The sequence below is a fragment of the Streptomyces sp. JLSY215 genome (genome assembly GCF_059682825.1).
In genome coordinates, this window is record NZ_CM185022.1 from 341380 (window position 1) to 358290 (window position 16911).

At 67.9% G+C, this 16911-nt stretch carries 20 protein-coding genes and 1 pseudogene; 5 read left to right on the forward strand and 16 right to left on the reverse strand.

Annotation, left to right across the window (positions count from 1 at the left end; translation table 11 throughout):
- Window positions 1–501 precede the first annotated feature (501 nt).
- Window positions 502–1266, forward strand: a complete 765-nt coding sequence (locus AC5677_RS01705; RefSeq protein ID WP_497193189.1) for a P-loop NTPase family protein — start codon at window positions 502–504, stop codon at window positions 1264–1266.
- A gap of 247 nt (window positions 1267–1513) precedes the next feature.
- On the forward strand, window positions 1514–3013 hold the full coding sequence (locus tag AC5677_RS01710) for a B12-binding domain-containing radical SAM protein (RefSeq protein ID WP_497193190.1): 1500 nt from the start codon (window positions 1514–1516) through the stop codon (window positions 3011–3013).
- 28 nt (window positions 3014–3041) lie between these two features.
- On the opposite strand, the gene AC5677_RS01715 is transcribed toward AC5677_RS01710, so the two are convergent.
- The 4 genes and pseudogenes from AC5677_RS01715 to AC5677_RS01730 all read right to left on the reverse strand — a co-directional run.
- On the reverse strand, window positions 3042–3863 hold the full coding sequence (locus tag AC5677_RS01715) for a DNA glycosylase family protein (protein WP_497193191.1): 822 nt from the start codon (window positions 3861–3863) through the stop codon (window positions 3042–3044).
- A gap of 126 nt (window positions 3864–3989) precedes the next feature.
- Window positions 3990–4691, reverse strand: coding sequence for a CBS domain-containing protein (locus AC5677_RS01720; protein WP_497193192.1), 702 nt, complete (start codon window positions 4689–4691; stop codon window positions 3990–3992).
- Between the two features lie 154 nt (window positions 4692–4845).
- A complete protein-coding gene (locus tag AC5677_RS01725) occupies window positions 4846–5529 on the reverse strand; it encodes a CBS domain-containing protein (protein ID WP_497193193.1) in 684 nt (227 codons plus the stop codon).
- Window positions 5493–5768: pseudogene (locus tag AC5677_RS01730) on the reverse strand (hypothetical protein); the annotation flags it as partial. The pseudogene AC5677_RS01730 and the gene AC5677_RS01725, both read right to left, overlap by 37 nt.
- 290 nt (window positions 5769–6058) lie before the next feature.
- Here AC5677_RS01730 and AC5677_RS01735 point away from each other — a divergent pair.
- The 3 genes from AC5677_RS01735 to AC5677_RS01745 all read left to right on the forward strand — a co-directional run bounded on the left by AC5677_RS01735 (window position 6059) and on the right by AC5677_RS01745 (window position 8585).
- Window positions 6059–7255, forward strand: a complete 1197-nt coding sequence (locus AC5677_RS01735) for an acyltransferase family protein (RefSeq protein ID WP_497193194.1) — start codon at window positions 6059–6061, stop codon at window positions 7253–7255.
- Between the two features lie 157 nt (window positions 7256–7412).
- The gene (locus tag AC5677_RS01740) at window positions 7413–7730 is read left to right on the forward strand and encodes a cupin domain-containing protein (protein ID WP_497193195.1); all 318 of its coding nucleotides are present in this window, start codon (window positions 7413–7415) and stop codon (window positions 7728–7730) included.
- A gap of 120 nt (window positions 7731–7850) precedes the next feature.
- Window positions 7851–8585 (forward strand): S1 family peptidase, encoded by a 735-nt coding sequence (locus AC5677_RS01745; protein WP_497193196.1) that lies wholly within the window; start codon window positions 7851–7853, stop codon window positions 8583–8585.
- A gap of 22 nt (window positions 8586–8607) precedes the next feature.
- Here AC5677_RS01745 and AC5677_RS01750 read toward each other — a convergent pair whose 3' ends face one another.
- The 12 genes from AC5677_RS01750 to AC5677_RS01805 form a co-directional block, all read right to left on the reverse strand.
- Entirely contained in the window at window positions 8608–8934 is a 327-nt protein-coding gene (locus AC5677_RS01750; RefSeq protein WP_497193197.1) for a plasmid stabilization protein, read from the reverse strand.
- Window positions 8935–9259: 325 nt separating this feature from the next.
- Window positions 9260–9475: a CsbD family protein gene (locus tag AC5677_RS01755; protein WP_497193198.1), complete on the reverse strand. Its 216-nt coding sequence runs from the start codon at window positions 9473–9475 to the stop codon at window positions 9260–9262.
- 74 nt (window positions 9476–9549) lie between these two features.
- Window positions 9550–9957, reverse strand: a complete 408-nt coding sequence (locus tag AC5677_RS01760; RefSeq protein ID WP_497193199.1) for a gas vesicle protein K — start codon at window positions 9955–9957, stop codon at window positions 9550–9552.
- Entirely contained in the window at window positions 9947–10213 is a 267-nt protein-coding gene (locus AC5677_RS01765) for a gas vesicle protein (protein WP_497193200.1), read from the reverse strand. Before AC5677_RS01765 ends, AC5677_RS01760 begins: the two co-directional genes overlap by 11 nt.
- Window positions 10210–11043, reverse strand: coding sequence for a GvpL/GvpF family gas vesicle protein (locus AC5677_RS01770; RefSeq protein WP_497193201.1), 834 nt, complete (start codon window positions 11041–11043; stop codon window positions 10210–10212). Before AC5677_RS01770 ends, AC5677_RS01765 begins: the two co-directional genes overlap by 4 nt.
- Window positions 11040–11483, reverse strand: a complete 444-nt coding sequence (locus AC5677_RS01775) for a gas vesicle protein (RefSeq protein ID WP_497196478.1) — start codon at window positions 11481–11483, stop codon at window positions 11040–11042. The genes AC5677_RS01770 and AC5677_RS01775 overlap by 4 nt, the downstream gene beginning before the upstream one ends.
- Before the next feature lie 88 nt (window positions 11484–11571).
- Window positions 11572–11823, reverse strand: coding sequence for a gas vesicle protein GvpG (locus AC5677_RS01780; RefSeq protein WP_497193202.1), 252 nt, complete (start codon window positions 11821–11823; stop codon window positions 11572–11574).
- Between the two features lie 19 nt (window positions 11824–11842).
- Window positions 11843–12556: a GvpL/GvpF family gas vesicle protein gene (locus AC5677_RS01785; protein ID WP_497193203.1), complete on the reverse strand. Its 714-nt coding sequence runs from the start codon at window positions 12554–12556 to the stop codon at window positions 11843–11845.
- Between the two features lie 3 nt (window positions 12557–12559).
- Window positions 12560–13039 (reverse strand): gas vesicle structural protein GvpA, encoded by a 480-nt coding sequence (locus AC5677_RS01790; protein WP_497193204.1) that lies wholly within the window; start codon window positions 13037–13039, stop codon window positions 12560–12562.
- A 128-nt stretch (window positions 13040–13167) separates the two neighbouring features.
- On the reverse strand, window positions 13168–13659 hold the full coding sequence (locus tag AC5677_RS01795) for a gas vesicle protein GvpO (protein ID WP_497193205.1): 492 nt from the start codon (window positions 13657–13659) through the stop codon (window positions 13168–13170).
- Between the two features lie 569 nt (window positions 13660–14228).
- Window positions 14229–15233: an SRPBCC family protein gene (locus tag AC5677_RS01800; RefSeq protein ID WP_497193206.1), complete on the reverse strand. Its 1005-nt coding sequence runs from the start codon at window positions 15231–15233 to the stop codon at window positions 14229–14231.
- 6 nt (window positions 15234–15239) lie between these two features.
- Entirely contained in the window at window positions 15240–16466 is a 1227-nt protein-coding gene (locus tag AC5677_RS01805) for a histone H1-like repetitive region-containing protein (protein ID WP_497193207.1), read from the reverse strand.
- Window positions 16467–16911 lie beyond the last annotated feature (445 nt).

The following is a 16911-nucleotide window of genomic DNA, read 5'->3' on the forward strand; positions in this document are numbered from 1 at the left end:
AGACCGGGCGGCTTCTCGCTCATCGATAGTGCGCCGGGGCATGAATGGGCCTCAAGTGGTTGTCCGTTGCCCCTCATTGAGGAAACGGACAACGCGACCACATCCGCGACGCGACCGGGAATGCGGCCGGAGGCTCCTGTACCGGAGGCCGACCGCGAAGTCGCGGGTCGCGGGACTCGGGCCGTGCCCCCACCAGCAGTTGGAGCACCCCGGCACTCGGAAACTCATGCGTTGCCGAAACGGCGGGGAACGGACAACGGGTTGTTCGTCCCCCTCCGCCGGGGGAGCCTCGTCATACCAAGGGCTACACCCCGCGGCGGAATGTGCGTCCGCAATGCGTATCGATCGACGCACGCCGTTGGAACTACAGAAGGCATTCCGATGCACCCACCTCTCTTTCCACCCGCCCCAAAGGGTCGGCATGTGACGTCGAGCTTCGCGGGGGTGACCGTCCTTGGAGTCTCAGCGGGATCCGGTAAGACCAGCATTTGCGGGCATCTCTTGCGTGCGCTCGTCGATTCCGGAGTGCCGGCCCAGCCGTTCAAGGCGGTTGCCGTCACGGACCCCGAAGACGCCGCATATCCCGATGTTCCGGGCCCGCTTCGCGGGGCGCTGCACAACTGCGCGGCCGCCCGCACGACGCCTCGTTGGTGGCACAACCCGGTGACGGTGATCCCCGACCGCGGGCACGGCCACGAAGGGGAGCTCTTTCTCTGCGGCAGTCCGGCCGGTGCGGTGCCCATCCGGGGCCAGGACAGCGTCGACTTCCACCATGTCTCGCCCCGATTGCACCGCGCCTGCGAGGAAGCCGTCCACGAAGCCCTCCGATGTCTGCGATCGAGCGTGCTGGTGGTGGAAGGAGCGGGCGCCGTCGGGGAGTTGATCCCCGAGCACGATCTCGCCAACCACCTCGCGCCGATCACCGCCGGCTTGCCCGTCGCGCTGGTGGCCAATGCCAGTAGGTCCGGGCACATCGCGGCCCTGGCCGGAGTCCCGCGTCTGGTCGCGCCGGAACTGTTGCGCCTGGTATCCGGGCTGGTGATCAACCAGGTACGGGATGCCGAGCACGGCCGAGCCGTCGCCGAGCGGGCTCTGCACGGTTTCCCGATCCCCTTGCTGGCAACGCTGCCCGAAGCGCTGCTTCCCCCGGATTACGACGGCTCCCCGGAGATGCTCGACGCCATTTACGAGCGAGGCGCCCGGCAGGTGCGCGAATCCGGCCTCCTGGACGAGCTCGCGCCGGGCGTACCGGTGGGATCCGAATGAACGCCACGAACACCCACGGGACGGCCGTCACCGTTCGGGCGGACACCGCTGCGTGGTTCCGCCGCCACCGGCCGCCGGGTGACTCGCGCCCATGACGCCTCGGCGGTCCGCCCGGCCCGCCGGATCGCCCCCGATCACCTATGGCCCACGACCGAGAAGGAATGCGGTCCTGCCTCGCGCAGAGGGGCTGCCAACGCCCGTCAACCGCATGCATCCACGCTGTTCACACTCACCTGGGGGACCACCTATGCCGAGGAACGACACGACACAAGCACGGACCGACGGCACCGAGTTGATCGTGGGAGCCGATCCCTCGCGCCCGTTGGACGCCCTGTTCGTCAATGCCCCGCTACGGGACTACTCCCGCCGGCCGCGCGTCAACGACTACACCCTGCCGGTCCTGGGGATGGGGTACATCGCCACGTACGCGCGGGACGCCGGCTTCAACGTCGGCCTCCTGGACGCCGAGGCATGCGGACTCGGCATCGGTCACACCGCCGACATCATCAACGCGGCCCGGCCCCGCTGGGCGGGCTTCAACCTGCTCGCGCCGACCTACGCCATCTCCGCCCGGATAGCCGACGCCCTCGATCCCGCCATCCATGTGCTGGTGGGCGGGCATCATGCCAAGGCCATGCCGCAGGCCGTGCTGACCGACCCCCGGTTCCGGCACCTGACCGCACTTGTCCTGGGCGAAGGGGAGACCCGAGTCGCCGCCCTGCTGGAGGACCACACCCGCCGGTCCTCGCTGCCACAGGTGATGTGGCGCGACCCCTTGCTGAACACGACCGCCGTCGGGATCCATCACGGCGACCCCACCCACTGGATCTCTCCGGACATCAACACGCTGCCCTTCGTGGACCGGACCTTCCTCCCGCAGGATCCCTACCAGGCCGCCGACGGCCGGTGGGAGGGCAACATCGTCGGCTCGCGCGGCTGTCCCTACGACTGCGGGTTCTGCGGCGCCGCGGTGTCGATGAACCCCGAGATCAAGATCCGCACCCGCGCACCGGACAACATCCTGGGCGAACTGGACCAGATGCACGCGCGCTACGGGACGACCGCCTACCGATTCGTCGATGACCTCTTCCTGGGCGCCGAGCGCATCATCCGCACCTCCATGGACGCCTTCACCGCCGACAAGACCGGTGAACGGTACGTCTGGGACGCCACCGGCCGCATCAACGTCCTGCACCGGCTGGAGGACCGGATGCTCGACACGCTCGCCACCAACGGGCTGCGGGAAGTCGCGCTCGGCGTCGAGTCCGGATCGGACCGGGTGCTGAAGGCGATGGACAAGCGGATCACCTCCGACATGACGCTCTCCGTGACACGCCGGCTCCTGGAGCGCGGGATCGGCGTCAAGGGGTACTTCATCCTCGGATATCCCGGCGAGCGGACCGAGGACCTCCATGCCACCGTCGAACACATCCAGCGGCTGTGGGAGCTGGCCGACACGCTTCCGGGAGACTTCCGCGCCTCGGTCTTCGAGTTCCGCCCCTACCCCGGATCTCCGATCTGGGACCAGCTCATCAAGGAAGGTCACGATCCCAAGAGGATGCAGGCGTACGGCGATGTGGACCTCACCGAGCACGGCGCGGACGAAGCCATGCGCGGACGGGACGAGTTCAACTTCTCCGTCGGCATACCCTTCTCGCAAACGCCGCTGCCGGCCATCCGCGGACACCTCGCCGATCTCTCCCGCCAGCAGCACGCCCGCAACCAGGCCCCGGCGGTCGCCCGATGAGCGGCCGCAGGGTGAGGGAGCGCGGGGATCATGTGCCCACCAGTTCGGCGCGGGCGTGTGACCCCCAGGTGAGGGTGGAGAGGGTCAGGGTGTGCAGGGCGGTGCGGTCGGTGCCGGCCCAGCCGGTCCACAGCGGTCCAAAGGCCTTGTCCTTCTTGCCGGGCCAGGGGTAGGAGGGCGCGATCTGCGCGGCCCAGGTGCGCACGGCGAGATCATCGTGCGGGTAGACGCTGAAGTCGCCGGTGAAGTCGGCGGCCGCGGCGGCCGCAGTCCAGGGGCCGATCCGGGGGATGCGGGTGAGCGCCGCGGCCAGGGCGCCGGCGTCCAACTTCTCCCAGTCGGCGTGGTGTCGCTCGTATGCGGCGGCAGCGGCCTGCAGAGCGGTCCGGTGGAACTTCGCCCCGACGTCCGCGAACCGCTCGTCGGCCAGGCCGCGTACTTCGCCGGCGGTGGGCGCGACGGCGAGCGCACCGTGTGGGCCGTCCACTGCGGTGCCGTGGATGCTGCACCAGTTGCGGTACAGCTTGCGGGCCTGGTCGGCACGGACGACCTGCCGCAGGATCGCGGTCGTGATCGCGTCCCACAGCCACGGGTTGGCCAGGCGCTGCGTGCCGCCGAGCCGGTGGAGGCCGGCGCGGAGCTCGGCGGGTGCCGCTTCGGGAAGACGCGAGGGATCCGTGGTCAGGAAGGACGGCTTCACATCCTCGGTACCGTTCACGCACGCCATGTGGAGGCCCTCCCGGTCGTAGGACAGGACCCAGGTGCCCGAGGCCGTACGGACGGCACGCGTCAGCGCGCCGTTGTCGCTGGTGTGCCAGGCGGGGTGATCGGTCGTCAGCGCGACGCTCATCGGTAGCTCCTCATGATCCGAGATGGGTTCCCCATAGCCTCTCGCGTCACGGGATGCGACGCGCCGCGGGGCAGGGAATGGCGCTTCGGTCGATGCACACGGCACCGGGAGCCGACACGGTCCCCGTCAGCGCCGTCCGGCGGCCTCGCCGTGCGCCGCGCTCTCCTCCCCCACGACCGGCGTCTCGTCCGTCCAGTCGTCGAATGTCACGTCCACCACGCCTTCGACCGCCCGCACCAGACGGGCCAGGACGGGCAGCAGGGCCCGGTCACCGATCCGGCCGCGCAATGCCACCACGCCGTCCTCGACCCCGACTTCGATCTCTGTCGCGGCGTCGGCGAACAGCCGGTCGACGATCTCCGTACGCACCTCCGCCGCCAGGTCCTCGTCGGAGCGCAGGAAGACGCTCAGCAGATCGGCACGGCTGACGATGCCCTCCAGCAATCCGTGATCGTCGACCACGGGCAGCCGCTTGACGGACTTGCGCGCCATCGTTCGTGCCGCCTGGGCGATCGTGTCGGCGGCGTGCACCGTCAGAGCCGGGGCGCTCATCAGCTCACCTGCCGTCAGTGCACCGGCCTTGCGCAGGTCGTCCAGCCGCTGCCGCTGTTCCAGCCGGTCCGGGTCCGCGGCGCGGAATTCCTCCTTGGGCAGCAGGTCGGCTTCGGAGACCACACCGATCACTCGCCCCTCCCCCGCCAGCACCGGCAGTGCGCTCACCTTCCACTGCTCCATCGTTTCGACGATCTCCTTGAACGAGGCGTTCCGGCCGACGGCGACCACCGTCCGGGTCATCACGTCGCCCACGGTGTGCGGTGTGTGCGCCATGACGTCTCCTCCCTCCGGGGCCGGTGTCCCTCGCGCTGCGACACCTTCAGCGTGCTGTCGCCCTCCCGTACCGGGCAGGGGCCGTCCGGCCCTACCTCCCGCCGACCGGCCGGGAGCCCGGCGTCCTGCGCCACCGGCCTGGGGCCGTCCCTCGTCAGGAAGGCGAGCCCACGCCTGACCGCACGGTCCGCACCGCGTCACCCCCCGTGACGTCGAAGCGCACGTCCACCACCCCCTCGATGCCGCGCACCAGACGCGCCACCACGGGCACCAGCGAACGGTCGCGGATGTGTCCGCTGAGCGTGACCACCCCGTCGGCCACCGCCACCTCCAGGTCCTTCGCCGGTGCCGCGAACAGCGTGCCGATCACCTCACGGACCTCCTGCGCGAGGTCGTCGTCGGACCGCAGCAACACTTTCAGCAGGTCGGCTCGGCTGACGATGCCCAGCAGCAGGCCGTTGCCGTCCACGACCGGCAGACGTTTGACGGACGCTCTGGCCATCGTCCGCGCCGCCTGGGCCAGCGTGGCGTCGGCTCGTATCGTCACGGCCGGGCCGGTCATCAGCTCGCCCGCGGTCACCGCCTCCGCCCGGCGCACATCGTCGGACCGCCGCAAACGCTCCAGCCGGGCCGGGTCCGCCTCCCGGAACCCTTCCTTCGGCAGCAGATCGGCCTCGGACACCACTCCGATCACCCGCCGCTCGGCCGAGACCACCGGCACGGCACTGACCTTCCGCCGCCGCATGATCTCGACGATCTCCTTGAAGCGGCCTTCGTGGCCGACGGCAGCCACGGAACGGGTCATGACATCGCTGACGATGCGCGGAGTGCTGGGCATGTCGCCACCTCCTCCCCCCAGCCTGGAGCCTGCCGCACGGACAGGACAGGGCCGTCCGGCCCCACCCACGCACCGCATCCGCCCTCGGCGCCCGGCCTTCGTACCGCGAAATCGCCCCGCCGGCGCTCGAAACTCCCTCTGCCGCCGGCCGCGCGGGAGCGGCTGTGGTCGACGCGGACGAAGCGGCCGAAGACCTCGGGCCGGACCTCCTCGGGCACCCCCGGGCCGTCGTCCGCGACGGTGACCGTAGCGTCAAGAGTTCACCATGTATGTCAGCATGGGAACGGCTGGTTGGCGAAGTCGGCCTGCATTGTTCAACTCAGCCGGATGGGCGTGGCGATACGGCAAGCCGTCGACGCCTGCGACAGAGCGACACCTGAGCGAATTCCGAGTTGGTCACCGGCGGGGATGACGCGGAACTCGTGCACGAGGCCCTCTCTCGTTCGACCGTGCCGTGACCCGCCGTCACAACATGTGGCCGCGCCCCCTCTTGCTGAAGACGCTTTGAGAAAGAACAAGGAATCGCTGTATGCGCTTCGTCGCGCCGCGCAACTCCCCGGCAAGCTTGGCAAAGAGGTCGGGGCAGCCCAGGCTCCATGTGCTCGACGGGTTGCGCTTCGTGGCGTCGCTGATGGTTCTGTGCTACCACTACATAGCGCTTCGCGACGGTTGGGGCCGGGATCCCAAGGCCTTCTCGCCGGAGCTCTACCATGTTTCGCAGTTCGGCTGGCTGGGCGTCGAAGTCTTCTTCCTGATCAGCGGATTCGTCATCTGCATGAGCGCATGGGGACGTTCGCTCGGAGATTTCGTCAAGTCGCGGGCCGCCCGCCTCTATCCCGCGTATTGGGTTGCCGTTCTCATGACGGCCACCGTCCTGACGTTGTGGCCACGCGTGCGCAGTGCGGACAGCCTGGAGACCGTGCTGACCAACCTCACCATGCTGCAACAGGGTGTGGGCGTGTCCGACGTGGATGACGTCTACTGGTCGCTGTTCGTCGAGTTGAAGTTCTATCTTCTCTTCGCGCTCGTCGTGTACAAAGGGGTCACCTACCGCAGATGTGTACTGTTCTGTGGCCTGTGGACCGTCGCCGGCGTCGTCGCGTTCAAGGCCGAAAGCAACTTCGTGTCCGTGTGGGCGGTCGCCCCGTACTCCCCTTATTTCATTGCGGGGATCGCTTTCTACCTGATGCATCGTTTCAGGCCGACCGTGCTGCTGTGGGCGATCGTCGCGGTGGAATTCCTCCTGGCCCAGCACTACGTGCGGGGGCGCCTGGTGATGAACCTGGGCGACAAGGCCGCGGTAACGGACACCTGGCCCGCACGCTTGGGCATCATCGTCGCCTTCGCTCTCATGGCGGCCATCGCTCTTGGCGTGTTCGACAGGGTGCGCTGGAGCTGGCTGAGCACAGCCGGATCGCTGACGTACCCGCTCTACCTTCTGCATATGTACATCGGATTCACGCTGATCGACCTTTTGCGGAATCGGATGCCCGCTCCCGTACTGCTCACGGCCATCGTCACCCTCATGCTGCTGCTCTCCTATGCCGTCCATCGACTGGTGGAACGTCCCGTGGGCAACTGGTTGCGCAACGGGATCGAAAAGGGAATGCAGGAGATGCGCCGCGGCTCCCATAAGGAGCAGACCGAAGTGTGGCCCTGGCGGCGAGGGGATCGGCAGGTCGGCGTCGCGGAGAAGGAGGACGCCGGCGTCGGCACCCGTCCCTGACGGCCGGCGTGGCCGACCTGGTGAGCACCGGCTGTCGTCATCCTTTACCTATCGGTCAACCCACCATCAGTGCAGTTCACGTAACTTCTGAGGCATCCATTGACCTTGTTGAAGGCGGCCCGCGGACTGCGCTCCGGGCCGCTGGGAGGAGTGTGCCGTGAGCCTGGTCAACCTGATGAACACCGCAGCGGATCTCCCGGCAGGATGGCGTTCGCTCGTGCTGGGGCAGGTGGGCACCGCGTGCGTGAAGGTGCTGAGGATGGACGCACTCCCCGTCGAGACGGAGAGTCACGAAACCCCCGAGGCCCTGCTCGTCCTCGATGGGCAGCTTCAACTCGAAGTCGGCGGCCGGCCCGTATCGGTGGGGCCGGGCGAGCTCTACATGGTTCCGGCACGGACGGCTCACGCGGTTCGCCCCGGAAGCCGGGGCACACTCGTGATCGTGGAAGTCGGAGAAGGCGGCACTTCGGGCTGACCGCTCGTGATCAGCAGACGGGCCCTGGGCCGATTCGTTCGGACCATTCGGAACTTTTTGGCCCAGCGGGGCATCTCACCATCCGTACGGCCCATGCCCTGACGAGGGGAGCTGTTCCGGATGGTGCGTCAAGTTCGTGTGCTGCTGCTGGCTGTTCTACTGCTGGTGACGGGCTCGGTGATGTCGTCGTCGCCGGCCGCTGCCGTGATCGGCGGGGCGAAGAGCGCCTACGGCCCGTGGGCGGTGCGCATGCTCGTCGACGGCAACCCGGTGTGCACCGGGACGGCGATCGCACATCAGTGGATCATCAGCGCCTCGCACTGCTTCTTCGAGCAGGGGCAGCCGATCGCCGACAAGCGGATCTCGTTCCGGGTCGGCAGCCTCGACATGCGGAAAGGCACCACGGTCCGTCCGGTACCCGGTGGACGCGTGGGAAGCGCGCAGGCCGACATGATGCTCATCAAGGTCCCGCCGATGAAGATCCGCACGGCGCGCTTGGCCACGGCTCGTGTCCACCCCGGCCAGGCGGTGCGGCAGTACGGGTGGGGGGCCACCTGTACCGGGGACGAAAACACCTGCCAGTCCCCCGTGCTCAAGCAGTCGGACCTGCGGGTCGTACGGCCGGACGACCCCCGGTGCGACGGCTACACCGCACCGGGCGGCTCGGATTTCTGCATGGAAAAGGTGTCCGGGATTCCCGCCGGCGGCGACTCCGGAGGCCCGGTGATGAGCATCGCCCCACGCGGCACCGAAGCCCTCCTCGGTGTCTTTGACGGCTCGGACCGCGAGAAGATCGCCGAGGCCGGGGAGATCTCCCGGCAACTCGCCTGGATCCACTCGGTCATCCGGCGGTAGCACGGAGCGCGGGCAGGACGGTTCAGCGGCCGACAGCCTTGCGGAGCTCGTCCTTGTTCATGTTCGAGCGGCCCTCGATGTTCTTCTTCCTGGCCTCCTCGGACAGCTGGTCCTTGGTCGGGCCCTGCGCCCCGCGGTGGCTGCGCTCGCCGCCCCGCTGGTAGGCGGACTTCGGATCCTGCGTTGAGGTCCTGCTGGAGGTCCGCGCTTCCCCGGAACGCGCGCGCTGCTTGTTCACGGTGCGCGCGGCGATCTCCTTCGCCCGCTTTTCCGGGGTCCCGCGCTCTTCCGCCTGCTCCTTGATGTGCTCGTACTGCCGCTCGCGTTTTTTGCTCGAACCTGCCGGCATGCCCCACCTCCCTGGTCAGGACTGCGCAATAGGACCGTGCACATATCACCTCTCAGCACACTCCGGCTTCGGCGCGCAGTGCGATGTCAGCAGGTGGTCACCTTTCGACACCTTTGAGAGACCGCGCGCTCGAGGGCCGCCCGGTGGTTCCGAAACCGCTGGTCCACCGGCCCGAGTCGCTGAGATCAGCCGGCGTGAGCTTTACTGCCGGCACGCCGAGAGGTGTCGGCCGGACAAGGTCAATGGCGTCAATGGCACACGTCAGCGCGCTACCACGCCATTTGATCATGGGGTCATTCAGCGCGACCCCTGGCGGGCGCCACGGTCAGTGCTTGAGGGTGTCCTTGGCCCGTTCCACTGCGTGCTTCACCTTGCCCATGATCTTTTCGGCCTTGCCCTTCATTTCCATGCTTTCGTTTCCGAGGGCCTTCCCGGTGGTTTCCTTGGTTTTTCCCTCGGCTATTTCGCCGATGTTCTTGGACTTCCTGCCGATGCCCATGTCGTGCTCCTTCAGCGGCTCGGTCGAGCCGGTGGGATGCATCTCGGTCGGTTTTCCAGGCGCAGCCCCTGGCCCTTCCATCCTCCGTTGAATTATCTCACTTCAGGCGAAAAGGCTCAGTCCGTGGGCGGCAGCAGCGTCCCCAAAGGGCCGAGATCCAGGTTGAGGTCCTGCAGGGAAAGGTCGTATCGGGCGCAGAGTTCGATCATGCGGTCGTGGAGGATCATGAGCGTGGCCCCCAGGCGTTCCTCCTGCTCTTCGGTGAGGTCTCCGGCGTCGACGCGGTGGAGGGCCTGGCGCTCCATGAGCTGGCGGACGAGCTCGACGAGGGTGAGGACGAGTTTGACGAGGTCCCGTTCCACGGTGTCGGGGTTGGTATTGATGCGGTGTGCCGCGCCGCGCGCTTCCACGGGTCGCGGGGGCGCGGCCTGCGGCGACAGCTCGGGCAATCGGCGGTAGGCGCGGTCGGCGGCGTCGGCGACGTCGTGGAAGCGGTCGACCGGACGGTCGCCGTCAGTGGTCATGGTCCGGGCCGTCCCCGTGCAGAGGTGACGTTGCCGGGATGACATGGCCCGGCCAGGGCGAGGGGGTCTGTTCGCTGATGGAGGCGATGAGCGCACGCAGGGAGATCCGTACGAGGTCGATGTCGGCGATGGAGAGGACCACATCGCCGGTGAGGACCACACCCCCGGCGAGCAATCGGTCCAGCAGGTCGATCAGCGCTATCTGCCGGTCCGGCAGCGGCCGCTCCCCCGCCGGCGGCCGCTCCACCGCGCTCATGGCGTGGCCCTCTTCGACGGCTCGGTCTGTGGGGCGGCGATGAAGGAGTACGGGGCCCAGGGGCCGGTGACCTCCACGCGTACGCCGGGCAGTGCCTCCGCGGCCCGCATGACGTCGACGCGGAAGCTCTCCGCGTGCCGCAGCGGTACGAGGTAGGCGTCGTTGATGACGTTTTCCCCTGGCCCGCGGGCGAGTTCGCCTTGCTGCGGACGGTGCTGGACCCGGTCGACCGCGTGGGCGCGTGCGGCGGCCTCGACGCGCTCGGCGGCCTTTTCGGCGTTCCGGTAGGCGTCGTCGCGCAAATGGTGCTGTGCCCTGCGCCGGCTGAGGTAGGCCCGTCCGGGGCTCAGCTCCGAGGCCGTGGCCGGGTCGGGGGCCGCGGCCGGTTCGGGCCGGCCCGGCGTCGTCGGGGGCGCTTCGGCGTAGATCTTGACGCCCCACTCCTCGTGTCCGGCCAGGTCCGACAGGCGCTCGGCGAACGCTTCCCGGCGGTCTTCGAGCATGCTCCGCGCCCGGTCGTCGTCGAGGTAGACCGTCGCCAGGCGGAGCGGCAGTACGGTGCTGTGGGCGGCCAGCGCCTCGATCACGCGGTGATGCGCGCGGGCGACCGTTTCGAGCCAGTCCAGGTCCTCCAGGTGCGCCTTCAGCGCGGCCTCCTGGAAGTCCGGCGCGGGCACCGGGCTCACGGCGACCACCACCTCGTCGCCGTCCCCCGCGCGAATCAGGTGCACCGGCGCATCCCCCACTCCGCGGAGTCCGGGCAGCGCCTCAGCCAGCGACCCGTCGGCGTCCCGGGCCACGCCGTACGCGTAGGTGAGGGAGTCGGTCATCGCTCATCCCGCCTCTTGCCGCGGGAGCTCGGCTCCGCCCGCTCGCCACGGGGGGTGCGGGTCCTGCGCGCGGTGCGCCCGGTGTCGGCCGGGCGGTCTTCCTCGTCCTCGGCCGGCGGCAGCTCCGCCTCGCTGCGTTCGCGCAGGTCGGCGATCTCGGCGCGCAGCCTTTCGTTCTCCTCGGCGAGCGCATGGTGGCCGTCGGCGCGCGAGGACAGCGAGGGGTCGCGCTCCCACCAGTCGATGCCCATTTCCTTCGCCTTGTCCACCGACGCGATCACCAACCGCAGCTTGATGGTGAGCAGTTCGATGTCCAGGAGGTTGATCTGGATATCGCCGGCGATGACGATGCCTTTGTCCAGAACGCGCTCCAGGATGTCGGCGAGGTTCGCCGAGGAGCCCTGGCCGTGCGGCCCGGCCCTGGACGGGTAGTCGCCCATCCTCCGGGCGACGGGTTCGGTCACGGCCTTTCCACCTCAATTCCCGGCGTGCCGACAATTCCCGGCGTGCCGACGCGCGGTGTCGCGTTCATGTGCCGGTGCCCTGAGCATGGGCCCGGATCTCCTCCAGCCGGTCGAGCAGCTCGTCCTCGCGCCGGTCGAAGGTGTCCTCGTCGATCTCCCCCGCCAGGAGCGCCCGCTCGAGTTCGGCCAGTTCCCGCTCGATCGGCGCCGGGTCGTAGTACTCCTGCTCCGCGGCTTCGAGAACGCGCTCCACGACCCAGGAGACGCCGCGTACCGGTGCCAGCGGAAAGGTGGTGATCTGGGTGAGCAGGCCCATGACGTACTCCTTGGACTCCTCAGACGAAGCTGTAGGGGGGCAGCGGGCCGCGGAGCCGGAGGTCGAAGGCCTCGCCCAGCTCGTCGGCGAGTCCCCGCTCAGAGGCGAGGAACGGTGATTCGTTGTCCTGGTCCACCAGGAAGGACACGTTCAGGAAGTCGTCACCGGTGGCCTGCGACAAGCGCTCGTCCCGGGCGAATTCCCGCAGGACGTCGACGACCGCGGCGGCCCGCTGATCGTGGCGGACCTCAACTTCCTGGGCGACCAGTTCACCCAGGGCGAGCGGCAGCTCCGGGCTGTTACTGCCACTTCTGATCTCCTCGTTGAGCCTGCGCGCCTCGTCCGACTCGCGCAGGATCTCGCGCAGCAGCGCCTCCTCCTGCTGGGCCGCCTTGAGGTGGTATTCGGCGCAGCCCTCCAACGCCCGCAAGCGCTCAGTGAACCGCTCCGCACGCTCCTCCAGCACCGCCTTCACGGCCTCGTCGTCGGAGGTGACGAAGCCGAACTGCAGCGGCAGGACCGAGCCATCGGCCATCAGCCGCTCCTGGACGGTCTGGTGCGCGGCCAGGTCGCGTCGTTTGGGCCGCAGGTCGTCGGGTGCATCGCTGACGACCGCGGACAGCTTCCGGTTGTGCACCGTACGAAGGGTGGTGGGCGGGTCCCCCACGCCGTCGACGCCGTCCAGGCGCTGCGGGTGGGCGGCCGCGACAATCGCATAGACATACACGGCCATGGCTCACTCCTTCCGGTGCCGGACCGGTCGCCGGGCCGGCCGCTCCCGCTTCTCCGCGTGCTCCCGGTGCCGTCCCGCGTGCTCCTTCTCCTCCTCGTCCTCCTCGTCTTCCTTCTCCCCGCGGCCTCCCTTGAGGACATCGGACACCGTCTCCGCGGCTCCCTGCAGGGCCCCCTTGGTCTTGCCCTGGGCTCCGCTCTCGGTGACCTCGCCGACAATGTCGGGCAATGTGGCGGGCGCCTTGTCTCCCGACTCCAGATCGAGGCGATTGCAGGCCTCGGCGAAGCGCAGGTAGGTGTCGACGCTCGCGACGACGATGCGGGCGTCGATCTTGAGAATCTCGATGCCCACCAACGACACCCGCACGAAGACGTCGATGACCAGGCCACGGTCCAGAATCAGATCGAGAATGTCGTAGAGACTTCCGGAGCCGGCCCCGCCGCCTCTGGAGATGGTCCCTCCGCCTTGCGGCACCACAGTCACGGTGCCTCCCTTCGCCGGCTCGCCCCTGCCTCGGCGGGGCGGCCGTGTCGTTCGCCCAGCGAACGGTGCTTCACTGCTTTGGCGGCTTCACTGCTTCACTGCTGTCCTGGCTTCCCGGAACCCTCGGGTCAGGAACGTCGATCGATCTGCCCTCGGGTGTAGCGGCGGGTGCGCTCGTACGCGACCAGTTCGCCCTCCTCGTCCAGCGTGACCCGATAGCTCGCCATCACGCTGGTGGTTTCGGGGATGCGTGCCAGCTCCAGGACTTCCACGTCCGCCTGCCAGCCGTCACCGGTGGGCCGCACCGCAGAGACGGACTCGGGGGCTCGCCCCAACAGCTCCTGGAGCTGCTCGGCCGCGTACCGCATGGCTCGCGGCGCCGAGACACGACGGCCCACATGCTTCGCCCCGCTCTCGCTCTCGCTCTGTCTGTCGCCGGAGCGAACTGCACTGGTCTTCTTGGCAGTTTCCCCGGCAGTCTTGGCGGTCTTCCCGACAGTTTTTTTGGCAGTTCTCCTGCCGGTCCTTTCGGCGGTCCTCTGGGCGGTCTTCTTGACGGTCTTCTTGCTGGACGGACGCCGGACCGGCGCTGTCTCGTCCTCTTCTTCACCTGCGGCCATGTTCTCTCTCCGGTATCGGAGACGACATGCTGACCGCGCCACCTTCAAGAGGCGCCATTACATGATATACGGGTCGATAACGGTCACCTCGGGCGAGGCGCCGCACCTCCGTCCCCCGATACCTCCTCGTAAGCCCTTCGTGGCACCGAGTCGCGGGGGGGGCGACGTGACGGCCACAGCCCGCCCTCTCGCCACACCCTGCGCCACCGCGACCGGCACCGCCGGGCCACATCGGGTCAACGGGTGAACACATGGCGTCGCCGGCCTGTCGCGCCCGCACCACACACCAGAGATGACGCTTCGTCAGGACACCACGTCACCGCCATCGCCATCGCCACCGCCATAGCCATCGCCACCTGAACCCGCAGGGGCAGCCAGCCGGGGCGGTTCGCGTATCAGCAGTCCGCCATGCCACCGCAGCGCGTCCGGAGGGGAGCCCAGCGCCAGAGGCGGGGGGAGATCAGCGCGCCGTCGCCGCTCCCCAGATCGGCCACGGCGAACCCTCCAGGCGAACGGCCGTGCCGATCAGGTGGGTTGCCATGGCCCCGAAAGCCAGGAAGACGAAAGTCTCACGCTTCTTCCTCGTCGACCTCTTCGTCGGCCTCCTCGTCGGCTTCTTCCCAGTCGCCCTCCCCCTCCTCCGCTTCGCCATCCGCATCGTATTCCTCATCATCCTCGTCGTATTCCTCGTCGTCGGACTCCCGTTCGCCACCATCGGATTCTTCGCCTTCGGCCTCTTCTTCCTCGGCCTCTGCCTCTTCCTCCTCGATGGCTTCTTCGTGGGTCTGGACGACCTCGCCGTCACGGATTTCCCCGCGCCATCCTTCCGGCTCTTCGTTGGTGAGGCTGACATAACGCTGGAAGTGTTTGAAATCCAGCCGCAGTCGGCGCCCCTGAGCTCTCCACAGATTTCCGGTTTTCTCGAAGAATCCGGAGGCGTAGTACTCGACGACCAGGACGATTCGAGTGAGACTGGGCGTCAGTTCATGGAAACTGACGGCACCCCGCGTCGTTCCCTTGGCGCCCTCGGACGTCCACACGATGCGCTCATCGGGCACTTGCTCCTGGACGGTCGCCTTCCAACTCCTGGTTGAGGGTCCGACCTTGGCTTTCCAGTCGCTGGTCGAGTCATCGCTTCGCGATACACTGCGTACGCCTTTGGTGAAGCTGCTGAACTTCTCGTACTGCGTCCAGTGATCGTAGGCGTAGCGTAGCGGCACACCGACATCGATGACCTCGATGATGTTGGTGACTTTTGTGTCTCCTGCCTTGCCGCTCTTACCGCCACCCAGGGCTTCCTTGGCCTTCCCCAGGACGTTGTCCTTGACGTCCTTCAGCTTCCCAGTGACCGCGGCCTTGATCGGTGAGTCACCTTGAAAAATGTTGGCACCTATTTCGGACAACGATCCGCCGCTCTCGGCGACGTCGGTGAGCTGGTCCGTCACATCCACCAGCTTGTCGCCGGCCTTTTCGGCCAGGTTCCCCACCCAGGCGCTCACGTAGTTCCCAAGTTCGTCACGCAGTCGGTCGACGCCCGAGTCGCCTGCACCGTTTTCCCGTCCCGTCTTGGCCATGACCGGCTACCTCCGGCGCTCGGCGCGCGATGATGTCTTCTTGGCAGCCTTCTTCGGCGAGGCTGCCCTCTTCTGTGCGGCCGTCTTCTTACCTGAGGCTTTCTTGGGAGGGGATTTCTTGGCCGTTGCTTTCTTGGGAGGAGATTTCTTGCTCTGAGCCTTCTTGGCGGTGGCCTTCTTCGCTGGGGCCTTTTTGGCGGGGGCCGACTTCTTCGCAGTCGCCTTCTTCGCCGCTGTCTTCTTGGCCGCTGTCTTCTTGGCGGGAGCCTTCTTGGCCGGGGCCGACTTCTTCGCCGCTGTCTTCTTCGCCGCCGCCTTCTTGGCGGGAGCCTTCTTGGCCGGGGCCGACTTCTTCGCCGCTGTCTTCTTGGCCGCCGCCCTCTTGGCAGGAGCCTTCTTGGCAGGAGCCTTCTTGGCCGGGGCCGACTTCTTCGCCGCTGTCTTCTTCGCCGCCGCCCTCTTGGCAGGAGCCTTCTTCGCGGGAGCCGACTTCTTCGCAGTCGCCTTCTTCGCCGCCGCCCTCTTGGCAGGAGCCTTCTTGGCAGGGGCCGACTTCTTCGCCGCTGTCTTCTTGGCCGCCGCCCTCTTGGCCGGGGCCTTCTTGGCGGGGGCCTTCTTGGCGGGGGCCTTCTTGGCGGGAGCAGACTTCTTCGCCGCCGGTTCCCTTCCCGCCCTCTTGGCCGGAGCTGCCTTTGCAGGTTCACGCGAGACCCGACGACGGCGGGGGCGCTCCCTCTCCTCTTCCTCTTCCGGCTCCTCCTCTTCCGGCTCTTCCTCTTCCGGCTCCTCTTCCTCCTCCTCTTCCCCCTCCTCTTCCTCTTCCGGCTCCTCTTCGTATTCCTCTTCGTACTCCTCCGGCTCCTCACCCTCCTCGTATGCCTCTTCGCCCTCTTCGCCCTCCTCCTCCGGCTCTTCCCCACCGCTCTCAAGTTGGAGGGTGCGGTCATGAAGCGTGTCGGCGAGGGTCGTCAACTGACGATTGGCGGCAGCCGCGACAGCCTGTCGGCCGGTTTCCAGGACTTCCCCTCGGAGCTGCTCAACCAGCTCTGCGACCTGGGGTATTTCACCGAGCCTGCGGACCCCTTCCGCCGCAAGCTGACGCGGCTGGAGCCCGAACTCATGCCCCGCAAGGTAGGAGATTGCGCTAAGGGCGAGCCGGCCCTTCTTCATGCGGCCCAGAACGTAGCCGCCGACCAGACCAGCGGCGAGGAGGACCTTGGTGCCGTCATTCATACGTGCATCACCTCTTCATCGGGATGCGGCCGATCGGCGCCGGCACAATCGTCGAGCGGCGGCCGTTCCTGGTCTGCCGGAACTCCTCCGCCGAGTCGTCCGCCCGCGCGTTCTTGGTGTGAAGAAGCGACCCGGGCGTCTGATCAGGCACTTCGCCGGTTCGCCGAGATTCCGTACCGCCGCCCCGGCGCCGTATTTCCCGGTCATTACGCACCGTCGAGTGAGCGACGATGAGGGCCGGCTACGCCTGCGGGATCGCTCTCCCATATTTCAAGAGTGATCCGGCTCCTGGCCTGCGCATCCTGAGCGAGCCAAGGTGACGCTGGGGAAGCGGGAGATGCCGCTCCGTGGCAGGGCCAGCCGCGCCGTCACCCCACCGTGCGCAAGCCTCGTCAGCGGAGGCTGTTCCGCAGCGCACAGGCCGGCTGCGCGTAATTGACGTCGG